This is a genomic window from Waterburya sp. (assembly GCF_058530065.1).
In genome coordinates this window covers 1-4,058 of record NZ_JBZNBU010000276.1, presented here as the reverse complement: position 1 = coordinate 4,058, position 4,058 = coordinate 1, and the positions used below count along the sequence as shown (strand labels likewise).

Genomic DNA, 4,058 nt, shown 5'->3' with positions numbered 1-4,058 from the left:
TTTGAGCAATTATCCCAGTTTTCCTTGGATTTTAATAGTCCTCAACCACCTTCAACTTTATTGATGACAACTGTTCCCAACTTTTTCAGTTAACCCGAATTATCCACTATCTAAAATTTTCAGATGTCCCAGTTCCTTATATTCAAAAACACATTTCTTTTTAGCGATCGCATTCTTGAAAAATCATACCTTTATTCACCAACGCCGTCGAATTAAAGAAAAATGGTATAACTCAATTCACCTAGTCCAGATTAATATTTCGATATAGATGCCACCTCCCGCAAGGATTGTATAGCAGACTGTTGCTTTCGTATTCTCGATCGGGAATCCACTTCATTGTGTAGCTTGGAGATTCGATATCTGGTTTAAAGGTGTGTTCGTCTTGAAGAATGGGCGACTCAGTTAAACGATAGTAATTAAATACATTCATTACATAAATAGCCAAGCCAATATCTTCCTTTCCTTCTAGAGAAACATCCGCTTTGCCGAAGTTGTGCATTCCACAGGAGTAGTAATTATCTTCCCCTTCAATCAAACCGACATATAAAGAATAAATATCGAATACATCTTGGGAATTATATTTAGCTAGCCACTTATCTACTTCGCAATCTAATTGAGATGATTCTAGTCGAACGGTAGTACCGCCAATCTGGAGGAAAACTTGAGTAAAGCGAGCCATTGTCACGCAAGCTTCATAACCTACATCAGTAGAAATTAAACGAACAACTTTCCCATCATAATTATTATCAAATTTCTCGTCCTTCTGAGCATTACTAATCTCAATTTCGCAACTTTGATTGGTAGTAGTCTCTTGAAAAATCCGACCCAAAAATAAATACTCTGTACCATATTTAGCCAAAAGAGTTTCGGCAATTTCTTTCCTGCTAGACAAGTCTATGGGGATAGATACAGCTATGGTCATTGGATTCTAATTTTATTCGGTTGCAATTAAATTGATTTATTTTATTCTTTCACAGAAGCTATGTTTAAATCAATTATGTCCATATTTCTAGATTCCACAAGGGACATAAGTTTCTGGGCGATTATACTATAAAACTTATGAAATAAGGTGCTTAAAATATATGGATTATCTATAATCAAAAAAAGACTTTCAGCGACTTTTCTCTGCTTAATTGTTTCTAGAACTCGATGGTAAGCCAGCCTTTTATTATAGATTAACCAGCTTTCTAACAATACTTCTAATAATTGAGAATCACCACTAGTTTCACGTTCGCGATCGATAAACAGTTGAATAATGTTTCTCGATTCTGCTAAATATTCTGTTGGTTTTCTAGTAGAAAGAGAAGTAATGCGAGTGCGATAAAAATAATAAGCTTGGGGCAATAAAACAAATTTAGCTTGTTGTCTCAAACATTCTAAATATAAAACAAAATCTTCGCCAACGTCGATCGCTTCGTCATATTCAATATTGCGATCGAGTAAAAATTCTCGTTTCATCAGAGGTTTGGTATAACCGAAACTCCAGTTTCTCTTTTTATTAATTGAATTAGGGCGATCGGCGATCGCAAAATCAAGAGCATCGATCGCTGTTACTGAAGATCTTGGTAGTTGATTTTCTTGCAACAAAGTACTCCAGGGTTGAGAGTCGCGATCGCGAATTAGGTTGAGATCGTCGGCTATCAAGTCTGCATTTTCTTGCTTGGCTACGGACAATAGTACTTCTAGTCTCTCTGGTGCATACCAATCGTCGGAATCTAAAAGTGCGATCCAAGTACCCCTAGCCAATTGAATTCCACAATTACGACTATAGCTGACACCTCTGTTTTGTTGATTACTAATTATTTTGACTCTCTGATCGTGAAAACTACGAGCGATTCTGACAGTTGAGTCAGTAGATGCGTCGTCAATTAAGATGACTTCAAAATTGAGATAGGTTTGAGATAAAACAGATTCCAGAGCTTGCGCTATGTAAGCTTCGCTATTGTATGCAGGAATTACAACCGATATTTCAGGAGTCATTTTTTCGATTTATCTTTAAGCTTGGTATTTTCCTTATAGGTTACAGATCCGAACAATAAGCACCTTACCCCAGAAAAACTATTTTAAACGAGTATTTTTTAAGTATCGATATTCTGCTCCACTAGAATATATCTTAAAGGAAAAAACTTTTTAACAAGTTAAGAATACCTTAAACATAAAGGCACTCAAAAGAAAAACTTAAAGAAAAAAATAATACTAGAATAATCTCTACAGATCGCTAGATGTTTCTCGATCGCTCTTGCTATAAATCTTTTTTGGTTGTTTCTAAGACTTCGATCGCTTCTTGGCGATATTTGTTCGCAGCAAGTAAAGATTCGTTTAACTTGGAACTAATAACTGTCAATTTCTTAGCAATAATTGAAATTAGCTTCAAATTTTTTCTGGTTTCTGAGGAAGCAGTGCTAGCGATGGCGTTGATTTCTCTGGCTAATAGTTTATTCAAATTATTGGTTTCGATCGAGATCCTATCCATGTTTTGAATAGGTCGGTCGATTTGTTGTAGTTTGACTTCTGCTGCTCGAACAGTGTTTTTAACATTGTCTAATTTAGTCAGACCCATTTCAACTATTTGAGATTCTTCCCGCAATTTAGCTTTAGAGAGAGATAAACCCGCATGAAAAGCAATTTGCTGAAAATAGTCAATGTCGTTTTGTTGCCATTGCTTAAAGTCGAAACATTGATGAGCTACCAATAAACCATATATCTTGCCATTGTCCCAATTAATCGGGGCAACCAAATTGGATTTCACTCCTATCTTGGCTAGATTGTCCACATAACAGGGAGTCATGCCCGCATCATAAATATTATCGATCGCTCTAATTCTGCCTTTTTGATAGCGATCTATATAGCGATACTCAAAACAAGGATCTTTAATCACCCTCGCTAAAATGGAAGCTAAAGCGGGCATTGTGGCTTCGGCGACAATCTCTCCCAAACTACCGTCTTGCAAGCAATAAACTACCACGCGATCGCAATTTAAAATTTCTTTTGCTCTATCTACTGCTATTTGCAGTACATCTTCTGAGATATTTGCACCATGAATTTCTTGGGTAATAGAAGTCAGTAGCTCCCTTGCTTGGTGGTTGCGGCTAATTTGCTCCTGGAGTTGAGAATGAATTTTGGCTTGAGACACTTGTTTCATCGTCCAATTAGCGACGCTGAGAGCAAAGTTTACCTCTGGTTGCTGCCATTTTCTCGTACTAGAACATTGGTGCATGACCAACAAACCATAGAGAGAATTATCGGCAGATACTAAGGGTACTACTAAATTAGCTTTAACATCTATTTTGGCTAAGTTTTCTACATAGCAAAGGCTCATCCCTGCATTGCGGATATTGGTGTTGGCTTTCACCCTTCCCCGTTGATATTTGTCGATATATCTGGCTTCAAAACAAGGATCTTCAATAGTTGTCCCCAAAATTTGAGCGTAACCAGGGGTAACTGCTTCGGCTGTAATTTGACACCTGGATGCAGACTCCATACTGTAAACTACAACGCGATCGCATTTTAAAGTTTCGTAGGTGATTTCTACTGCTACTTGAAGAATTTCTGGTTCTGTAGTTGCGAAGGTAAGTTTTTTAAATAAATCGGTCGTTAAATTTTGATTTTTCGCACCATTAGACGAAATTTCTGACCATGATGATGGTGGTTGAATAGTCATATGTCTTTAAAATATTTTGCTTATTTTTGGCAAAAAAGCAGATTAAATCTTAATTTGAATAGTTATTGATAAATTACTTACAAGTAAATCTATGTATAATTACTGAAAATTTTAGCCTATTTTTATAACTTATTGTTCAAGTAAAAATAAAACAACAAATTGTACCCCTTAAAAATAGTTGTATTTTAGAATTACAGGACAAAAGAATTGATAATTTGGGCGAATTTATCTGACTGTTCTAGATGAACATTGTGTCCAGTATTTTCTACTACCTTTAACTTAAATTGAGGAGATTTTAAGTTCATCTTTTGGTTAATCGCCACAAATTTAGGATCTAATTCACCTACTACTAAGAGTATGGGGAGCTTAATATTTATTAGCTCTTCCCAGAGAGAAG

Annotated in this window: 3 protein-coding genes and 1 pseudogene; all 4 read right to left on the bottom strand. The window is 36.0% G+C overall.

What is annotated here, in order from left to right; translation table 11 throughout:
- Positions 1 to 241: 241 nt before the first annotated feature.
- Positions 242 to 922 carry a hypothetical protein gene (locus AC33VI_RS16545; RefSeq protein ID WP_491783361.1) on the bottom strand — a complete coding sequence of 227 codons (681 nt, stop codon included), beginning with the start codon at positions 920 to 922 and terminating at the stop codon, positions 242 to 244.
- A 41-nt stretch (positions 923 to 963) separates the two neighbouring features.
- Positions 964 to 1,980 carry a glycosyltransferase family 2 protein gene (locus AC33VI_RS16540; RefSeq protein ID WP_491783360.1) on the bottom strand — a complete coding sequence of 339 codons (1,017 nt, stop codon included), beginning with the start codon at positions 1,978 to 1,980 and terminating at the stop codon, positions 964 to 966.
- A gap of 262 nt (positions 1,981 to 2,242) precedes the next feature.
- Entirely contained in the window at positions 2,243 to 3,661 is a 1,419-nt protein-coding gene (locus tag AC33VI_RS16535) for a GAF domain-containing protein (protein ID WP_491783359.1), read from the bottom strand.
- A gap of 191 nt (positions 3,662 to 3,852) precedes the next feature.
- Positions 3,853 to 4,058 (bottom strand): annotated as a pseudogene (locus tag AC33VI_RS16530) (2-succinyl-6-hydroxy-2,4-cyclohexadiene-1-carboxylate synthase); the annotation flags it as partial.

Bases quoted from the DNA above. Each gene is read 5' to 3' on its own strand.
- AC33VI_RS16535 (WP_491783359.1), bottom strand. From the start codon at position 3,661: ATGACTATTCAACCACCATCATCATGGTCAGAAATTTCGTCTAATGGT.
- AC33VI_RS16545 (WP_491783361.1), bottom strand. From the start codon at position 922: ATGACCATAGCTGTATCTATCCCCATAGACTTGTCTAGCAGGAAAGAA.
- AC33VI_RS16540 (WP_491783360.1), bottom strand. From the start codon at position 1,980: ATGACTCCTGAAATATCGGTTGTAATTCCTGCATACAATAGCGAAGCT.